We start from the raw sequence: 16,628 nt of genomic DNA, 5'->3' as shown, positions 1-16,628 counted from the left end.
GGAGCGGGCTTGCCCGCGAAGAGGCCGGTACAGGCAATAAAACCAAAAGGATTCAATCATGACGGGTACCAGCCACACCGAAGTAGTCCAGCGCCAGTTCGGCGAGCAGGCCAGCGCCTACCTCAGCAGCACCGTGCATGCCCAGGGCAGCGAGTTCGCCCTGCTGCAGGCCGAGCTGCAAGGGCAGGGCGCTGCTCGCGTGCTGGACCTGGGCTGTGGCGCCGGTCATGTCAGTTTTCACGTGGCCCCACTGGTGGCCGAAGTGGTGGCATACGATCTTTCCCAGTCGATGCTTGACGTGGTTGCCAAGGCCGCCAGCGAGCGTGGGCTGGGCAATATCGTCACCGAGCGCGGCGCCGCCGAGCGTCTGCCGTTCGCCGACGCATCGTTCGACTTCGTCTTCAGCCGCTATTCGGCACATCACTGGAGCGACCTGGGCCTGGCCCTGCGTGAAGTGCGTCGGGTGCTCAAGCCCGGTGGCGTGGCGGCATTCGTCGATGTCATGTCGCCGGGCAGCCCGTTGCTCGACACCTACCTGCAAAGCGTCGAGGTGCTGCGCGACACCAGCCACGTGCGTGATTATTCTGCCGCCCAGTGGCAGCGCCAGGTCAGTGAGGCAGGGCTGTTCACGCGCAGCCATAGCCGTCAGCGCCTGCGTCTGGAGTTCGCATCCTGGGTGGAGCGCATGCGAACCCCAGAACCGATGCGTGTGGCCATTCGCCAGTTGCAGCAGGCGATGGGCGAGGAAGTGCGGCAGTATTACCAGATCGAAGCCGATGGCTCCTTCAGCACCGATGTCCTGGTGCTGTGGGCCGAGCGATAGAGTTTTCGGCGTGGCTGAACGGGCCGCGCTGTTTGAATGAATAGAGGAAAGCATGAGCGAGCAGATTCTGATTCTCCCAGGTGATGGCATCGGTCCGGAAATCATGGCCGAGGCGGTCAAGGTGCTGGAACTGGCCAACGAGAAGTTCGGCCTGGGCTTCGCCCTGGAGCACGACGTGATCGGTGGTGCGGCCATCGACAAGCACGGCGTACCGCTGGCTGACGAAACCCTGGAACGCGCGCGCAAGGCCGATGCCGTGCTGCTCGGCGCCGTCGGCGGGCCTAAGTGGGACAAGATCGAGCGTGATATCCGTCCTGAGCGCGGTCTGCTGAAGATTCGTTCGCAACTGGGCCTGTTTGCCAACCTGCGTCCGGCGATCCTCTATCCGCAACTGGCTGGCGCTTCGTCGCTCAAGCCCGAGATCGTCTCCGGGCTGGACATCCTCATCGTCCGCGAACTGACCGGTGGCATCTACTTCGGTGCTCCGCGCGGCCAGCGCGAACTCGAAGGCGGCGAGCGCCAGGCCTATGACACCCTGCCCTACAGCGAGAGTGAAGTGCGCCGCATCGCCCGTGTGGGCTTCGACATGGCTCGCGTGCGCGGCAAGAAACTGTGCTCGGTGGACAAGGCCAACGTCCTGGCTTCCAGCCAGCTGTGGCGTGAAGTGGTCGAAGACGTGGCCAAGGACTACCCGGACGTCGAACTGAGCCACATGTATGTCGACAACGCCGCGATGCAGCTGGTGCGAGCACCCAAGCAGTTCGACGTGGTGGTGACCGACAACATGTTCGGTGACATTCTGTCGGATGAGGCTTCCATGCTGACCGGTTCCATCGGCATGCTGCCTTCTGCTTCGCTGGATGCCGACAACAAGGGCATGTACGAGCCATGCCACGGCTCGGCGCCTGACATCGCAGGCCAGGGCATCGCCAACCCGCTGGCGACCATCCTCTCGGTGTCGATGATGCTGCGTTACAGCTTCAACCAGCAGGCCGCTGCCGAGGCGATCGAGCAGGCTGTGAGCCGGGTGCTGGATCAGGGGCTGCGTACCGGCGACATCTGGTCGGCCGGTTGCACCAAGGTCGGTACGCAGGAAATGGGCGACGCAGTAGTCGCAGCGCTGCGGAATCTGTAATCTCTCTGGCCCGCCATCGTTTCCCTTCGATGGCGGCCCACTTTTTAGCAAAGGTGTAGTTGCGATGAAACGTGTAGGTCTGATCGGTTGGCGCGGTATGGTCGGTTCCGTGCTCATGCAGCGGATGCTGGAGGAGCAGGACTTCGACCTTATCGAGCCGGTGTTCTTCACCACCTCCAACGTGGGTGGCCAAGGCCCGAACGTGGGCAAGGATATTGCTCCGCTCAAGGACGCTTATTCGATCGAAGAGCTCAAGACCCTCGACGTGATCCTGACTTGCCAGGGCGGCGACTACACCAACGAGGTCTTCCCCAAGCTGCGCGAAGCCGGCTGGCAGGGTTACTGGATCGACGCCGCTTCGTCCCTGCGCATGCAGGATGATGCGGTCATCATCCTCGACCCGGTCAACCGCAGGGTCATCGACCAGCAGCTGGACGCTGGCACCAAGAACTATATCGGCGGCAACTGCACCGTCAGCCTGATGCTGATGGGCCTGGGCGGGCTGTTCGAAGCCGGCCTGGTCGAGTGGATGAGCGCCATGACTTACCAGGCGGCCTCCGGTGCTGGTGCGCAGAACATGCGCGAGCTGATCAAGCAGATGGGGGCGACCCATGCCGCGGTGGCCGACGATCTGGCCAACCCGGCCAGCGCGATCCTCGACATCGATCGCAAGGTTGCCGAAGCCATGCGCAGCGAAGCCTACCCGACCGAGAACTTCGGCGTGCCGCTGGCCGGCAGCCTGATCCCGTGGATCGACAAGGAACTGCCAAACGGGCAGAGCCGTGAGGAGTGGAAGGCGCAGGCCGAGACCAACAAGATCCTCGGCCGCTTCAAGAGCCCGATTCCGGTCGATGGCATCTGCGTACGTATCGGCGCCATGCGCTGCCACAGCCAGGCCCTGACCATCAAGCTCAACAAGGACGTGCCGATCGCCGATATCGAAGGCATGATCAGCCAGCACAACCCCTGGGTGAAGCTGGTGCCGAACCAGCGCGAGATCAGCATGCAGGAACTGAGTCCGACCAACGTGACCGGTACCCTGAACATTCCGGTCGGTCGTCTGCGCAAGCTGAACATGGGTTCCCAGTACCTGGGGGCTTTCACTGTCGGCGACCAACTGCTGTGGGGCGCTGCCGAGCCACTGCGTCGCATGTTGCGGATTCTGCTGGAGCGTTGATCGCCTCAAGCTGAGCGAAAACCCGTGCTGGAGACAGCGCGGGTTTTTTGTTTGTGCGGCAATCAAGTAAAGTGCCGCTCCCGCCGTACCCGCAGAAGGAGCCAAACCATGAGCCAACCCCTAGATATCGCCGTTGTCGGCGCCACCGGCAGCGTCGGTGAGACCCTCGTGCAGATTCTCGAGGAGCTGGAGTTCCCGGTCGCGACCCTGCACCTGCTGGCCAGCATGGAGTCGGCGGGCAGCAGTGTGATGTTCGCCGGCAAGAAGGTGCGAGTGCGTGAGGTGGACAGCTTCGACTTCGCCCAGGTCAAGCTGGCGTTCTTCGCAGCAGGTGCTGCCGTCAGCCGCAGTTTTGCGCAGAAGGCACGCGAGGCCGGCTGCTCGGTGATCGATCTGTCGGGCGGGCTGGATGACGCGCTGGCGCTGGTGCCGGAGGCCAATGGCGAGGTCGTGGACAGCCTTGCATTGCCAGCCTTGCTGGCCAGCCCAAGCAGCGCCGCTGTTGCTCTGGCTGTCGCGTTGGCACCGCTCAAGGGGTTGCTGGATATCGAGCGGGTCCAGGTGATGGCCTGCCTGGCCATCTCGTCCCAGGGGCGCGAGGCGGTGAACGAGCTGGCGCGGCAGACGGCCGAGCTGCTCAACGCCCGCCCGTTGGAGCCGCGTTTCTTCGATCGCCAGGTGGCGTTCAACCTGCTGGCGCAGGTGGGTGCCACCGATGAGCAGGGGCATGCAACGCTGGAGCGTCGCCTGGTCAGCGAACTGCGCGTGCTGCTGGGGCTGCCTGAACTGAAGATTTCCGTGAGTTGCGTTCAAGTCCCGGTGTTTTTCGGCGATAGCTTCAGTGTGGCGGTGCAGAGCCGTCAGCCGGTCGATCTGCAGTCGGTCAACCAGGCGCTGGATGCCGCTGTCAGCGTCGAGCGTGTGGAAAATGACGATTATCCGACCCCTGTCGGTGACGCAGTGGGCCAAGACGTGGTCTATGTTGGTCGTGTACGCCATGGCGTCGATGAGGATCAGCAACTCAACTTGTGGCTGACCACCGACAACGTGCGCAAGGGTGCGGCGCTCAACGCCGTACAATTGGCGCAATTGTTGATAAAAAAAATGGCGTAAAAGATACTGGCCAGCAATTTTGTCCTACACCACTGGCAGGTTTTTAGGACGATTCATACAAGGGAAGAGGTCATGCTTCGAATTCGCAAACTGGTTCTGGCCATCGCGGCCGCCTCGGCGCTGTCGTCCGGCATGGCCAATGCCCTTGGCCTGGGGGAGTTGACCCTCAAGTCGGCGCAGAACCAGCCGCTGGATGCCGAGATCGAGTTGCTCGATGTGCGCGACCTCACCGCCGCCGAAGTGGCGCCGAGCCTGGCCCCTCCCGAGGAGTTCGCCAAGGCTGGGGTGACGCTGCCCGCCTATCTGGAAGACCTGACGTTCACGCCGGTGATCAACCCCAACGGTCGCAGCGTGTTGCGCGTGACATCCAGCAAGCCGCTGCCGGAGCCGGTGGTCAAGTTCCTGGTTCAGGTGATGTGGCCCCAAGGGCGGCTGTTGCGTGACTACAACGTGGCGCTCGACAAGCCGCAACAGGCCAACGCCAAGCCTGCCCAGGGGACCATCAGCCCGGCGGTGAGCGCCGCCAGCTACACCACGCGCCAGCGCGACACGCTCTGGCAGATCGCTGCGCGCAACACCCACGGCGGTTCGATCCAGCAGACCATGCTGGCGATCCAGGCCCTGAATCCCGATGCCTTCATCGGCAACAACATCAACCAGCTCAAGACCGGTCAGGTGCTGCGTCTTCCTGACCAGCAGCAGATCCGCAGCATCGCCCAGGGCGAGGCGATCCGCGAGGTTTCCGAGCAGTACGCGGCCTGGCGCGAAGGTCGGCGCCTGGGGCCGCGTGCGCGGCAGTTGGACGCTACCCGTCGAGGGGCCGCCGAAGCCGCGCCTGCACGTATCGCCCAGGGCGATAACCTGCGGCTGGTTGCGCCCGGCACCCAGGCGGGTGCCGGTAGTGCCAAGGCCCTCAGCGACAAGCTGGCCGTGGCCCAGGAAAGCCTGGATACCAGCCGCCGCGACAACGAAGAACTCAAGAGCCGGATGACCGACCTGCAGAGCCAGCTGGACAAGCTGCAGCGTCTGATCGAACTGAAGAACGACCAATTGGCGCGTCTCGAGGCGCAAGGTGCCGCCGAGCCGGCAGCACCTGTAGCCGCGACGCCGCCGGTCGAGCCGGTGGTCAACGCCCAGCTGGCGCCTGGCGAACCTGCGGTCACGCCACCGCCCGCAGCGACGGATACTGCGCCGCAAGCAGCGGCGGCGCCAGAGCAGCAACCGAGCGTACTCGACGAACTGCTGGGCAATCCGCTGCTGCTGGCGCTGTTGGCGGGCTCGGCCTTCCTCGTGTTGCTGCTCCTGTTGCTGCTTCTGGCGCGCAAGCGCAAGGCCCAGCAGGAAGCAGAGAAGCACCTGCGCATGGCGCGGGCCCTGGCCGAGGAAGGTGAGCGCGGTCCGGATCTGGACCTGCCGCCCAGCAGTTTCGATGGGCTGGATGTCTCGGCGCCGAGCGTGACCTTGGCGCCTGCCGTGGTGGCGGCCTCTGCTGCAGCCGCGGCTGCGGCGGAAAAACCAGTCGTTGCCAGCGCTCCGGCTGATGCCGATCCGCACGCGGCGCTGTTGGCCGAGGTCGACGAGAGTGTCGCCAAGGGGCGCTTGAACCACGCCGCGACTCTGCTGGAGCCGGTGGTGGCTGCTGAGCCGCAGCGCAGCGACCTGCGCCTGAAACTGATGGAAGTCTACGCCCGCCAAGGTGATCAGGACGCGTTCGCCGGCCAGGAGCGTCAGTTGCCCGGTACACCTGAGAACCAGGGCGAAGTCGAGGGGCTCAAGCAGCGTTATCCGGCCATGCTCGGTGTTGCAGCGGTGGCAGGGCTCGGCGCGGCTGCGCTGGCGGCGGAGATGGACGAGCAGTATGTGCAGGAGCTGCTTCAGGAGCACGAGGCTGCACCTGCCGCAGAGCCCGAGCCGGTTGTCGACGAAGCGGTAGCGGTGGCGCCCGAGCCTGAGCCTGAGCTGGACAGCGTGCCGGACCTCGACGACGTGACCGCCACCGCCACGGACGATCTGGACAGCGCGTTCGACCTGAGTCTGGACGATGACCTGACGCTCGACGACCCGCTCGATGCCCCGGTGCTGGATGCACCTGAGGCGACGCAAGCGCTCGAGGTAGTGGCTGAGCCGGCGATTCAGCCCGAGCCGGTCGCCGAGAGTGATGCCGACGACGATTTCGAAGCGTTGCTGGCGCAGGCTCAGGCGCAATCCGAGCCACAAAGCCTGGATGATCTGGCGGACTTCGATCTGGATGTCGGTGAGCCTGCGGTAGCCGCGTCGCCTGCTGCCGAGCCGGAGGCGCCCGTGGATGTCGCCGCCGAGCTGGCGGCCTTCGACGAGATTCCGGAGTTCGACCCGATTTCCGAGCTCGAACTGCCGGACGACTTCGACCTGTCGTTGTCGCTGGATGACGAATCGCCGGCCGACAAGCACTTCGCCTCGGAGCTCAGTGACGTCAACGCCGAGCTCGACAAGTTGTCGCAGAGCCTGGCATCGCCGTCGCTGGAGCCGCACTTCACCGCCGAGGATGCGGCGCTCGAGCCCGGAGCCCTGGATGACCTGGACTTCGACTTCTTCTCCGGCGCCGACGAAGTGGCCACCAAGCTCGACCTGGCTCGCGCCTACATCGACATGGGCGATCACCAGGGTGCCCGGGATATCCTCGACGAGGTGGTCAAGGATGGCGACGACGGTCAGCGCCAGGAGGCGCAGGACATGCTGTCGCGTCTGGTCTGACGCGTAGCTGGCCCCGAACGGACAACGGCAGCCCTGAGGGCTGCCGTTGTCGTTATAATGGCCGCCTTTTCGTTTCATCCACAGGTTTGGCTTTCTTGGACATCAACGACATCGACGCGGCCGAATCGGCGGCTGAAGGGTACTCGCGCATCGCCCTGGGCGTGGAATACAAAGGTTCGCGCTACCGCGGCTGGCAACGCCAGGCCAGCGGCGTGCCCAGTGTCCAGCAGGCGCTGGAGCAGGCATTGTCGAAGGTCGCCGACTCGCCGATCAGTGTCATGTGCGCCGGGCGCACCGACGCCGGCGTTCACGGCTGCGGCCAGGTGGTGCACTTCGATACCCGTGCAGTGCGTGACGAGCGTGCCTGGACCCTGGGCACCAACTTCAACCTGCCCCATGACATCAGCGTGGTCTGGGCGCGGACGATGCCTGCGCACTTCCATGCGCGGTTCAAGGCCACCGCCCGGCGTTACCGCTACGTCATCTACAACGATCCGATCCGTCCGGCGCACCTGGCCGAAGAGGTGACCTGGAATCACCGCCCGCTGGATGTCGCGGCGATGGCCGAGGCCGCCGAATACTTGCTCGGCACCCATGACTTCAGCGCGTTCAGGGCCAGCCAGTGCCAGGCCAAGTCGCCGATCAAGCATATCCACCACCTGCGTGTTACCCGCCATGGTCGGATGATCGTGCTCGATGTACGTGCCACGGCCTTCCTGCATCACATGGTGCGCAATATCGCTGGTGTGCTCATGACCATCGGTGCCGGCGAGCGCTCTGTGGAGTGGGCCCGTGAGGTGCTCGAGGGGCGCAACCGTCGGGAGGGGGGCGTGACGGCGCACCCTTACGGCCTGTACCTGGTGCAGGTGGAGTATCCGGAAGAGTTCGCCCTGCCGCAGCGTTACATCGGCCCACACTTTCTTACAGGCTACGAGGCGTTGGCAGACTGACGGGCGAAACGTCATTTGCTAACATCCGGCCCTTCACCGATCACTCAAGGTTCGTCGTCCATGAGCAACGTCCGCACCAAGATCTGCGGGATTACCCGCATCGAAGATGCGCTGGCCGCCGTCGAGGCCGGTGCCGATGCCATTGGCTTCGTCTTCTATGCCAAGAGCCCGCGCGCGGTGGATGTGCGCCAGGCGCGGGCGATCATCGAGCAGTTGCCGCCCTTCGTGACCACGGTGGGGCTGTTCGTCAACGCGTCACGCTGTGAGCTGAACGAGATCCTCGAGGTGGTTCCACTGGACCTGCTACAGTTCCACGGCGACGAAACCCCCGCTGATTGCGGAGGCTATCATCGCCCGTGGATCAAGGCCCTGCGAGTGCGCCCCGGGGATGATATCGAGGCTGCCTGCCAGCAGTACTCCGGCGCCCGTGGCATTCTCCTGGACACCTACGTGGCCGGCGTACCGGGGGGGACTGGCGAGGCCTTCGATTGGTCGCTGGTGCCGGAGCGTCTGAGCAAGCCGATCATCCTCGCGGGTGGGTTGTCGGCGGACAACGTCGGCCAGGCCATTGCCCAGGTTCGCCCCTATGCGGTGGACGTCAGTGGCGGCGTCGAGCAGGCCAAGGGCATCAAGGATGCCAGCAAGATCGAAGCCTTCATGCGCGCGGTCCGCGCGGCGTGACGGTGGATGTGACGGTTGGCGGCGTGCCATCGTCCATAGCTATCGCAGCCCGGTGCTGCCCGGCTGGCCCCGTGGGGCTGGTCATCAGAACACGCGACGCCAGGGGCGTCGGCGTACAGGTTGAAGGTGGAGTGGTGCGCGGGTGGTCCCCGTGACCGGTCCATCGTCGTTTCGAACACGAATTTGAGCTCAAGGGTCGGGGCAGGGCAGGCGACAGCAAGCCCGCCAGCGGCCAAAACGGGAGAATAGAGCATGAGCAACTGGTTGGTAGACAAACTGATCCCTTCGATCATGCGTTCCGAGGTGAAGAAGAGCTCGGTGCCGGAAGGCCTGTGGCACAAGTGCCCGGCTTGCGAAGCCGTGCTGTATCGTCCGGAGCTGGAAAAAACACTCGACGTCTGCCCCAAGTGCAACCATCACATGCGTATCGGCGCCCGTGAGCGTATCGACATCTTCCTCGATGCCGAAGGCCGCGCCGAGCTGGGTGCCGACCTGGAACCGGTCGATCGCCTGAAGTTCCGTGATGGCAAGAAGTACAAGGATCGCCTGACCGCTGCCCAGAAGCAGACTGGCGAGAAGGACGCGCTGGTCTCGGTCAGCGGTACCCTCATGGGCATGCCGATCGTGGTCAGCGCCTTCGAGTTCTCCTTCATGGGGGGGTCGATGGGTGCCATCGTCGGCGAGCGCTTTGTGCGCGCAGCCAACTACGCCCTGGAAAACCGTTGCCCGATGATCTGTTTCTCCGCCTCCGGCGGTGCGCGCATGCAGGAAGCGCTGATCTCGCTGATGCAGATGGCCAAGACCTCGGCGGTGCTGGCGCGCCTGCGTGAAGAGGGCATCCCGTTCATCTCGGTGCTGACCGACCCGGTCTATGGTGGTGTATCCGCCAGCCTCGCGATGCTGGGCGATGTCATCGTTGGCGAACCGAAGGCGTTGATCGGCTTTGCCGGCCCGCGTGTGATCGAGCAGACCGTGCGCGAAAAACTGCCAGAGGGCTTCCAGCGCAGCGAGTTCCTGCTGGAGCACGGCGCCATCGACCTGATCATCTCCCGTCATGAGCTGCGTCCACGCCTGGCCCGCCTGTTGGCCCAGATGACCGGCCAACCGACCCCCGAGCAGGCGAAAGAAGCGGCCGTCGTCGCGTGATGAGCCAGCGTACTCTGGGCGAGTGGCTCGCATACCTCGAGCAGTTGCACCCTTCGGCCATCGACATGGGCCTGGAGCGTTCGCAGCAGGTGCTGGCGCGCCTCGCGCTCGGTCGGCTGGCGCCGCGGGTGGTGACGGTTACCGGCACCAACGGCAAGGGCTCGACCTGCGCGTTCGTCGCCTCGCTGCTGCGTGCCCAGGGGCTGAAGGTCGGCGTGTACAGCTCGCCGCACCTGTTGCGTTACAACGAAAGGGTGCTGATCGATGGCGTCGAAGCCAGCGATGAGCGACTGTGCGAAGCCTTCGCCGCCGTCGAGGCGGTGCGGGGCGAGATTTCCCTTACCTACTTCGAGATGGGTACGTTGGCGGCGTTCTGGCTGTTCCAGCAGTCGCAACTCGATGCCGTGGTGCTCGAAGTGGGCCTTGGTGGCCGTCTGGACACCGTGAACGTGGTGGATGCCGACCTGGCGCTGGTGACCAGCATCGGTGTCGACCATGTCGATTACCTGGGTGACACCCGCGAACTGGTGGCCTTCGAGAAGGCTGGCATCTTCCGTGCGGGCAAGCCGGCGCTGTGCGGCGACCTGGACCCACCGCAGCCGCTGCTGGACAAGGCCGCCGAACTGGCTGCGCCGCTGTTCCTGCGTGGGCGTGAGTTCGACCTTGGCAGCGCTGAAGGCCGCTGGAGCTGGCGTGGTACTGCGACCGATGGTCAGTCGGTGGAGCTGCATGACCTGCCGCTGCTCGACCTGCCCATGGAAAACGCTGCCCTGGCACTGCAGGCCTATCTGCTGATGGGTTTGCCGTGGCAGGCAGCGCAAGTTCGCCAGGCATTGCTCGATACCCGCATTACCGGTCGCCTGGACCGTCGCCAGTTGACCTGGCAGGGCAAGGCGGTGGAGCTGCTGCTGGATGTCGGGCACAACCCGCATGCCGCCGAGTACCTGGCTCGCCGCCTGGCTGCACGCCCGCTGAAGGGGCGTCGCCTGGCGGTTTTCGGCCTGCTCGCAGACAAGGACCTGGAAGGCGTGATCGCGCCATTGCAGGGCCTGGTCGACGACTGGGCGGTAACCCCTCTGGACACCCCGCGCAGCCGCACCGCTGCCGAACTGGCCACCGCCTTGACGAACGAAGGTGCTACGGTGAAGTCTTATGCCAGTGTCGCCGCAGCCCTCGAAGGGCAGTGTGCACAGGCAACGGCGGATGACCAGATCCTGCTGTTCGGTTCGTTTTTCTGCGTCGGCCAAGCCTTGGAATGGCTCGAGCGGCAGGCCCCGGAGGATGGAGTAGATGGCAGTGCTGGATAAAGGGATGAAGCAGCGCATGGTCGGTGCGCTGGTGCTGGTGGCGCTGGCGGTGATCTTCCTGCCGATGCTGTTCACCCGCGAGGACGAGATGCGCCAGGTGCGTGTCGAGGCGCCCCAGGCGCCGGCCATGCCAAGCCTGCCTGAGGTCAAGGTGGAGCCTGTGCAGGTGCCGGAGCCCCAGGCGCTGCCCGATCCCTCGGAGCAAGCGCCGGTGGTGGTCGATGAGTCCACTGCGCCGGTCAGCGCGCCAAGCCAGCCGATCACTCCGTCGCCTTCGCAGGTCGCCCAGGTGCCGGTGGTCAAGCCGCCAGCGCCTGCCGCTAAAGTTGAAACGCGCCCGGTGCAGCCTGCCACTCCGGCACCTGCTGCCACCGCCAGTGCAAGCAAGCCGGCGGCAGCGTCGAAGATCGACGCCAACGGTCTGCCGGTAAGTTGGTCGGTCCAACTGGCCAGCCTGTCCAACCGCGCTGGGGCCGATAACCTGCAGAAGACCCTGCGCAGTCAGGGCTACAACGCCTACATCCGTTCGGCTGACGGGATGAATCGGGTGTTCGTCGGTCCGCTGATCGACCGCGCTGAAGCCGAGCGTGTGCGTGATGTGATCAACCGCCAGCAGAATCTCAAGGGTATCGTGGTTCGTTTCCAGCCGGAACGAGGCTGAATCCGGACGGCCCTGCCCGATCTGCGCATTGATGCAGGTCGGGCAGGGCCGTTTTTCGTTCGGATTCCATCCTTCGCGAATGCGGCAAAGTTGTCCTGGAAGTCAGGCTGCAGGCCTTCAGCGACGTGACATTCCGCTTACCCCAAGCCCTTCGCTCTGTTAAAATGCGCCGCCTCAAACGTCTGCAGGCAGCACCGTGGCATTTACCTGGGTTGATTGGGCGATCATTGCGGTCGTCGCCGTTTCCTCACTGATCAGTCTCAAGCGCGGCTTCGTCAAGGAAGCCTTGTCCTTGCTCATCTGGATCATTGCCGGCGCGGTCGCCTGGATGTTCGGCGGGTCGCTGTCGCAGTACCTGGAGAGCTATATCCAGACACCCTCGGCACGAATCATCGCCGGGTGTACCATTCTTTTCGTCGCCACCCTGTTGGTGGGGGCGATGATCAACTTCCTCGTCGGCGAGCTGATCCGCGTGACCGGGCTGTCCGGCACCGATCGTTTCCTCGGCATGGCGTTCGGCGCCGCGCGCGGGGCCTTGCTGGTGGTGGTGGCCGTCGGGCTGCTCAGCCTGGGCCCGGTACAACAGGATCCGTGGTGGCAGGAATCACGCCTGATACCACAATTTCTATTGGTCGCTGACTGGTCGAAGAACCTGATTCTCGGTTTTGCCGGTCAGTGGATGTCCAGTGGGATCAGCTCTCCAGTTGATCTTCCGTTCAAGGAACAGCTGCTCGGTCCATCCCGGCCCTGAGCGCTTTTCACTCAAGTTTCGTCAAAGTAGGGGTTGCGTCGCATGTGTGGCATCGTCGGTATCGTCGGTAAGTCGAACGTCAATCAGGCGCTGTATGACGCGCTAACGGTCCTCCAGCACCGCGGCCAGGACGCTGCCGGTATCGTTACCAGCCATGACGGCCGGTTGTTCCTGCGCAAGGATAATGGCCTGGTGCGCGACGTCTTCCAGCAGCGCCACATGCAGCGCCTGGTCGGCCACATGGGCATCGGCCATGTGCGCTACCCGACCGCGGGCAGCTCCACCTCGGCCGAGGCCCAGCCGTTCTACGTCAACTCGCCATATGGCATCACCCTTGCGCACAACGGCAACCTGACCAACGTCGAGCAGTTGGCCAAGGAGATCTACGAGTCCGACCTGCGTCACGTCAACACCAATTCCGACTCGGAAGTGCTGCTCAACGTGTTCGCCCATGAGCTGGCTGTACGCGGCAAGCTGCAGCCGACCGAGGAAGACGTGTTCGCGGCGGTCTCTCACGTGCACAGCCGCTGCGTCGGTGGCTATGCGGTGGTGGCGATGATCACCGGCTACGGCATCGTCGGCTTCCGCGATCCCAACGGGATTCGCCCGGTGGTGTTCGGCCAGCGCCACACCGACGAAGGCGTCGAGTACATGATCGCCTCCGAAAGCGTTGCCCTGGACGTCCTCGGCTTCACCCTGATCCGTGACCTGGCGCCGGGTGAAGCGGTATACATCACCGAAGAAGGGCAGATGTACACCAAGCAGTGTGCCAACAACCCGAAACTGCAGCCCTGCATCTTCGAGCATGTCTACCTGGCCCGTCCTGACTCGATCATGGATGGCGTCTCGGTGTACAAGGCGCGTCTGCGCATGGGCGAGAAGCTGGCCGAGAAGATCCGTCGCGAGCGCCCCGAGCACGACATCGACGTGGTCATCCCGATCCCGGACACCAGCCGCACCGCGGCCCTGGAGCTGGCCAACCACCTGGGTGTGAAGTTCCGCGAAGGCTTCGTCAAGAACCGCTACATCGGCCGTACCTTCATCATGCCCGGCCAGGCTGCGCGCAAGAAGTCCGTACGCCAGAAGCTCAACGCCATCGAACTCGAGTTCCGTGGCAAGAACGTGATGCTGGTGGACGACTCGATCGTGCGTGGTACCACCTGCAAGCAGATCATCCAGATGGCCCGTGAGGCAGGCGCGAAGAACGTCTACTTCTGCTCCGCGGCGCCGGCTGTGCGTTACCCCAACGTCTACGGCATCGACATGCCGAGCGCTCACGAACTGATCGCCCACAACCGTACCACCGAACAGGTGGCCGAGTTGATCGGCGCCGACTGGCTGATTTATCAGGACCTGCCGGACCTGATCGAATCGGTCGGTGGTGGCAAGATCAAGATCGAGCACTTCGATTGCGCGGTGTTCAACGGTGAATACGTCACCGGCGACATCGACGATGCCTATCTGGAACGTATCGAGCAGGCTCGTAACGATGCGGCCAAGGTCAAGACCCAGGCTGTCAGCGCGATCATCGACCTGTACAACAACTGACTTTGGGCTTTTTAGGAGTAACGGCATGACGGATCAATGGGATGCCGGACGGCTGGACAGCGACCTGGAGGGTGTCGGTTTCGACACCCTGGCAGTGCGTGCCGGTCAGCACCGTACGCCTGAGGGCGAGCACAGCGAAGCACTGTTCCTGACCTCCAGCTATGTCTTCCGCACGGCCGCCGATGCGGCTGCGCGGTTTGCTGGCGAAACGCCGGGCAACGTTTATTCGCGCTACACCAACCCGACCGTGCGTGCCTTCGAGGAACGCCTGGCGGCCATGGAAGGCGCAGAGCAGGGCGTGGCGACTTCCACCGGCATGGCGGCGATTCTCGCCGTGGTCATGTCGCTGTGCAGCGCTGGCGATCACGTGCTGGTATCGCAGAGCGTATTCGGCTCGACCATCAGCCTGTTCGAAAAGTATTTCAAGCGCTTCGGCGTGCAGGTGGACTATGTGCCGCTGGTCGATCTCGGCGGTTGGAAGAACGCCCTCAAGGCCAACACCAAGCTGCTGATCGTCGAGTCGCCGTCCAACCCGCTGGCAGAACTGGTGGATATCGCTGCACTGGCCGAAATCGCCCATGCCGGTGGCGCGATGCTGGTGGTGGACAACTGCTTCAGCACTCCGGCGCTGCAGCAACCACTCAAGCTGGGTGCCGACATCGTCTTCCACTCCGCGACCAAGTTCATTGACGGCCAGGGCCGTTGCATGGGCGGTGTGGTTGCCGGTCGTGCCGAGCAGATGAAGGAAGTGGTGGGCTTTCTGCGTACCGCGGGGCCGACCCTCAGCCCGTTCAATGCCTGGATTTTCACCAAGGGCCTGGAGACCCTCAAGCTGCGCATGCGTGCACACTGCGAGAGCGCGCAGGCCTTGGCTGAGTGGCTGGAGCAGCAGGATGGTGTAGAGAAGGTGCATTACGCCGGCCTGCCAAGCCACCCGCAACACGAACTGGCCAAGCACCAGATGAGTGGCTTCGGCGCCGTGGTCAGCTTCGAGGTCAAGGGTGGCAAAGAGGGCGCCTGGCGCTTTATCGACGCCACTCGAGTGATTTCGATCACCACGAACCTGGGTGACAGCAAGACCACCATCGCCCATCCGGCGACCACCTCCCACGGTCGTCTGAGCCCGCAGGAGCGTGAGGCAGCCGGCATCCGCGACAGCCTGATTCGCGTTGCGGTGGGGCTTGAGGACGTCGCCGACCTGCAGGCCGACCTGGCGCGTGGGTTGGCAGCGCTGTGATCGACTGGGCAGGCGGCGAGCCAGACCATAACGGTCGGGTGGCCCTGGTGACCGGTGCCGCGCGCGGCATCGGCCTGGGCATCGCCGCCTGGCTGATCTGCGAAGGTTGGCAGGTGGTGTTGAGTGACCTGGACCGCCAACGTGGGTCCAAGGTTGCCAAGACACTGGGCAGCAACGCCTGGTTCATCGCCATGGATGTTTCCGACGAGGCTCAGGTCAGCGCTGGCGTGGCGCAGGTACTGGGCCAGTTCGGGCGTCTGGATGCGCTGGTGTGCAACGCGGCCATTGCCAACCCGCACAACCATACACTCGAAAGCCTGAGCCTCGCGCAATGGAATCGTGTATTGGCGGTCAACCTCAGTGGCCCGATGTTGCTGGCCAAGCATTGTGCGCCTTACCTGCGCGCGCATGGCGGGGCGATCGTCAACCTGGCCTCCACGCGTGCACGTCAGTCGGAGCCGGATACCGAGGCCTATGCCGCGAGCAAGGGTGGGCTGCTGGCACTGACCCACGCCCTGGCCATGAGCCTGGGGCCGGAGATCCGGGTCAATGCCGTCAGCCCTGGTTGGGTCGACGCTCGCGATCCGTCCCAGCGCCGCGCCGAACCCCTCACCGAAGCCGACCATGCCCAGCATCCAACGGGCAGGGTAGGGACGGTGGAGGATGTCGCGGCACTGGTGGCCTGGCTGTTGTCGCGTCAGGCCGGGTTCGTCACAGGCCAGGAGTTCGTGGTCGATGGTGGCATGAGCCGCAAGATGATCTACAGCTGACGCGTCACTTGTCGCTGTGCAAAGCAAAGGAGCCGACAAGGCTCCTTTTTCGTTCTGGCGTTTTTTCAGGTTTTTGAAAAAAAATTCAACGGGGCTATTGACTTAGCATCGGTACCTGCGTAAATTTCGCGGCCTCAGCGAAGCAAACGCAACAAGCAACATCGCGAGGGTGATTAGCTCAGCCGGGAGAGCATCTGCCTTACAAGCAGAGGGTCGGCGGTTCGATCCCGTCATCACCCACCACTTCCTGAGATTGTTCCTGGCCCGGGACGCTTCGAAAGAGGCTTCCTACCAGAGAGGAACAGGACGCAAGTCCACATGCGCAGCGGTAGTTCAGTCGGTTAGAATACCGGCCTGTCACGCCGGGGGTCGCGGGTTCGAGTCCCGTCCGCTGCGCCACTTACTTCAACAGATGGGTGAGATTCACCGGTCTGTGGCATAAAGGCAAGACCTTTCTGCCAGATCCCAGTTTCAAGCAGGTTACGGCCTGCAAGATACGCAGCGGTAGTTCAGTCGGTTAGAATACCGGCCTGTCACGCCGGGGGTCGCGGGTTCGAGTCCCGTCCGCTGCGCCATCTTCTGCTTTGAGGCCCTAG

Annotated in this window: 14 protein-coding genes and 3 tRNA genes; all 17 read left to right on the top strand. The window is 63.9% G+C overall.

Annotated elements, in window-relative coordinates:
• Positions 1-58 precede the first annotated feature (58 nt).
• Positions 59-823 (top strand): class I SAM-dependent methyltransferase, encoded by a 765-nt coding sequence (locus ACPZMI_RS02470; RefSeq protein WP_186666783.1) that lies wholly within the window; start codon positions 59-61, stop codon positions 821-823.
• Positions 824-875: 52 nt separating this feature from the next.
• The gene (gene leuB, locus ACPZMI_RS02465) at positions 876-1,958 is read left to right on the top strand and encodes a 3-isopropylmalate dehydrogenase (RefSeq protein WP_426351605.1); all 1,083 of its coding nucleotides are present in this window, start codon (positions 876-878) and stop codon (positions 1,956-1,958) included.
• A gap of 64 nt (positions 1,959-2,022) precedes the next feature.
• Positions 2,023-3,135 carry an aspartate-semialdehyde dehydrogenase gene (gene asd / locus ACPZMI_RS02460; protein ID WP_186666781.1) on the top strand — a complete coding sequence of 371 codons (1,113 nt, stop codon included), beginning with the start codon at positions 2,023-2,025 and terminating at the stop codon, positions 3,133-3,135.
• Positions 3,136-3,243: 108 nt separating this feature from the next.
• Positions 3,244-4,248 carry an aspartate-semialdehyde dehydrogenase gene (locus ACPZMI_RS02455; RefSeq protein ID WP_186722455.1) on the top strand — a complete coding sequence of 335 codons (1,005 nt, stop codon included), beginning with the start codon at positions 3,244-3,246 and terminating at the stop codon, positions 4,246-4,248.
• 72 nt (positions 4,249-4,320) lie between these two features.
• On the top strand, positions 4,321-6,981 hold the full coding sequence (locus ACPZMI_RS02450) for a motility hub landmark protein FimV (protein WP_426351604.1): 2,661 nt from the start codon (positions 4,321-4,323) through the stop codon (positions 6,979-6,981).
• Positions 6,982-7,076: 95 nt separating this feature from the next.
• Positions 7,077-7,931 (top strand): tRNA pseudouridine(38-40) synthase TruA, encoded by an 855-nt coding sequence (gene truA, locus ACPZMI_RS02445; RefSeq protein ID WP_426351603.1) that lies wholly within the window; start codon positions 7,077-7,079, stop codon positions 7,929-7,931.
• Positions 7,932-7,991: 60 nt separating this feature from the next.
• Positions 7,992-8,612, top strand: coding sequence for a phosphoribosylanthranilate isomerase (locus ACPZMI_RS02440; RefSeq protein WP_426351602.1), 621 nt, complete (start codon positions 7,992-7,994; stop codon positions 8,610-8,612).
• Between the two features lie 252 nt (positions 8,613-8,864).
• Entirely contained in the window at positions 8,865-9,758 is an 894-nt protein-coding gene (gene accD / locus ACPZMI_RS02435) for an acetyl-CoA carboxylase, carboxyltransferase subunit beta (RefSeq protein WP_186707929.1), read from the top strand.
• Positions 9,758-11,065: a bifunctional tetrahydrofolate synthase/dihydrofolate synthase gene (gene folC, locus ACPZMI_RS02430; protein WP_186707927.1), complete on the top strand. Its 1,308-nt coding sequence runs from the start codon at positions 9,758-9,760 to the stop codon at positions 11,063-11,065. Before accD ends, folC begins: the two co-directional genes overlap by 1 nt.
• Positions 11,049-11,726: an SPOR domain-containing protein gene (locus tag ACPZMI_RS02425; protein ID WP_426351601.1), complete on the top strand. Its 678-nt coding sequence runs from the start codon at positions 11,049-11,051 to the stop codon at positions 11,724-11,726. The genes folC and ACPZMI_RS02425 overlap by 17 nt, the downstream gene beginning before the upstream one ends.
• 196 nt (positions 11,727-11,922) lie before the next feature.
• A complete protein-coding gene (locus ACPZMI_RS02420) occupies positions 11,923-12,477 on the top strand; it encodes a CvpA family protein (protein ID WP_186666775.1) in 555 nt (184 codons plus the stop codon).
• 42 nt (positions 12,478-12,519) lie between these two features.
• A complete protein-coding gene (gene purF / locus ACPZMI_RS02415; RefSeq protein WP_186666774.1) occupies positions 12,520-14,025 on the top strand; it encodes an amidophosphoribosyltransferase in 1,506 nt (501 codons plus the stop codon).
• A gap of 25 nt (positions 14,026-14,050) precedes the next feature.
• Complete coding sequence (locus tag ACPZMI_RS02410; protein ID WP_426351600.1) at positions 14,051-15,262, top strand: O-succinylhomoserine sulfhydrylase; 1,212 nt, start codon at positions 14,051-14,053, stop codon at positions 15,260-15,262.
• Positions 15,259-16,032 carry an SDR family oxidoreductase gene (locus ACPZMI_RS02405; protein WP_411384084.1) on the top strand — a complete coding sequence of 258 codons (774 nt, stop codon included), beginning with the start codon at positions 15,259-15,261 and terminating at the stop codon, positions 16,030-16,032. Before ACPZMI_RS02410 ends, ACPZMI_RS02405 begins: the two co-directional genes overlap by 4 nt.
• Before the next feature lie 167 nt (positions 16,033-16,199).
• A tRNA-Val gene (locus ACPZMI_RS02400) sits at positions 16,200-16,275 on the top strand.
• Between the two features lie 79 nt (positions 16,276-16,354).
• A tRNA-Asp gene (locus tag ACPZMI_RS02395) sits at positions 16,355-16,431 on the top strand.
• Positions 16,432-16,530: 99 nt separating this feature from the next.
• Positions 16,531-16,607: transfer RNA gene (locus ACPZMI_RS02390), tRNA-Asp, on the top strand.
• Positions 16,608-16,628: the final 21 nt, after the last annotated feature.

It is taken from the genome of Pseudomonas wayambapalatensis, from assembly GCF_049942315.1.
GTDB classification, from domain to species: Bacteria; Pseudomonadota; Gammaproteobacteria; order Pseudomonadales; family Pseudomonadaceae; genus Aquipseudomonas; species Aquipseudomonas wayambapalatensis.
The sequence above is the reverse complement of the archived record's forward strand: the minus strand, read 5'-3'. Positions and strand labels throughout refer to the sequence as shown.